Origin of the sequence: Belnapia arida, assembly GCF_016773205.1 — a bacterium.
Taxonomy (GTDB): Bacteria; Pseudomonadota; Alphaproteobacteria; order Acetobacterales; family Acetobacteraceae; genus Belnapia; species Belnapia arida.
The window spans coordinates 1-1,556 of the sequence record NZ_JAETWB010000134.1; the positions used below are offsets into that span (position 1 = coordinate 1).

Below are 1,556 nucleotides of genomic sequence, written 5' to 3' on the forward strand. Positions count from 1 at the left end.
CGCCCGCCTCACGGTTCGCCGAGGACCTCGGTGACGGTACCGTCCTGTGCGATGCGGCCAGCGTCGAGGCGGATGACGCGGGTGCACCACTCGCGGACGATGGTCATGTCGTGGGAGGCGAGCACCAGGATCTCGGCCTTGGTGACGAGGTCCTCGAGCTTGGCGCGCGCCCGCTGCATGAAGTCGGCGTCGCCGGCGAGGAACCACTCGTCCATCAGCAGCACCTCGGGGTCCATCACGGTGGCCATGGCGAAGGACAGCCTGACCGACATCCCGGCCGAGTAGGTGCGGACGGGGACGTCGAGGAACTCGGCGAGGCCCGAGAAGGCGCCGACCTCCTCGGCGAGCACCGCGCTTTGGGCCTCGCCGAGGCCCCGGAACAGGCCGCGCAGCACGATGTTCTCCCGCCCCGTCGCATGCGGGTCCATCCCCGCCGCCGGGTCGATCAGCGCGCCGACGGAGCCCGCCACCTCGAGCCGGCCGCCGACCGGCTCGTAGACCCCGGCCAGCGTCCGCAGCAGCGTGGTCTTGCCGGCGCCGTTATGGCCGATGAGCGCCACCCGCTCGCCGGGGCCGATGCGGAAGCTCAGCTCGCGCAGCGCCGAGACCACGACGCGGCTGGCCTCGTCCTGGCGCAGCCGGAGCGGCGAGTTGGCGAGGATGCGCTTCTTCAGCGAGCGCGCGCCCAGGTGGTAGAGCGGGAACTCGATGGTCACCGCCTCGGCATGGATATGGGGCATGCTCAGACCCAGAAGGCGATGCGGCCGCGGAAGCGGATGAAGAAGCCGAGCGCCAGCGCGGCCACGGCGGCGGTGTAGAGGCAGGCCGAGGCCCAGACGCCGAGCGAGGCGCCGCCCTCGACGAGCGGCCCGCGCACCGTCTCCATCACCACGTAGAAGGGGTTGAGCACCAGCCAGGCGGCCTTGCCGGGGCCGAGCAGCTCGGGCTTCCACAGCACCGGCGAGAGGAAGAAGGCCAGCTGCATGACGCTGCCGACGATGGGGGGGATGTCGCGGAAGCGGGCACACAGCATGCCGAGGAAGAGCGCGAGCGCGCAGGCGTTGACGCCGAGCAGGACGAGCCCCGGCAGCGCCCAGAGCGCCTCCCAGCCCGGCCAGACGCCGGTGAAGGCGAAGACGGCGAGGATGATGGGCAGGCTGTGGGCGGCGATGACGGCGTTGCGCCAGACGCAGCGCAGCACATGCACCGTGTAGGGCAGCGGCAACTGGCGGATGATGCCCTCGGCGCTGGTCAGGCTGGTGCAGGCATCGGTGACGATGGCGTTGATGGTGTTCCAGGTGATCAGGCTGACGGCGATGAAGGGCAGGTAGTCGGCCAGGCTCATCTTGAACAGCGAGGAGTAGAGCAGCCCGAGCCCCACCACCATGACGGCATTCGACAGCGTCAGCCAGAACGGCCCCAGCACCGAGCCGCGGTAGCGGTTGCGGATGTCGAGCGAGGCCAGCGCCATCGACAGCCGCCACCGCCGCACCCCCGTGGCAATGTCCCCCAAAGCCGCCGCACGGCGACGCGGAACACGAGAGTCGAAAAGATAG

Annotated in this window: 2 protein-coding genes; both read right to left on the minus strand. The window is 70.5% G+C overall.

Annotated features, from left to right (window positions below; all coding sequences use genetic code 11):
• Window positions 1–8 precede the first annotated feature (8 nt).
• Window positions 9–740 carry an ABC transporter ATP-binding protein gene (locus tag JMJ56_RS33040; protein WP_202836107.1) on the minus strand — a complete coding sequence of 244 codons (732 nt, stop codon included), beginning with the start codon at window positions 738–740 and terminating at the stop codon, window positions 9–11.
• A 2-nt stretch (window positions 741–742) separates the two neighbouring features.
• A partial coding sequence (locus JMJ56_RS33045; RefSeq protein ID WP_202836108.1) for an ABC transporter permease occupies window positions 743–1,556 on the minus strand: 814 nt, incomplete at its 5' end.

Bases quoted from the DNA above. Each gene is read 5' to 3' on its own strand.
- JMJ56_RS33040 (WP_202836107.1), bottom strand. From the start codon at position 740: ATGCCCCATATCCATGCCGAGGCGGTGACCATCGAGTTCCCGCTCTAC.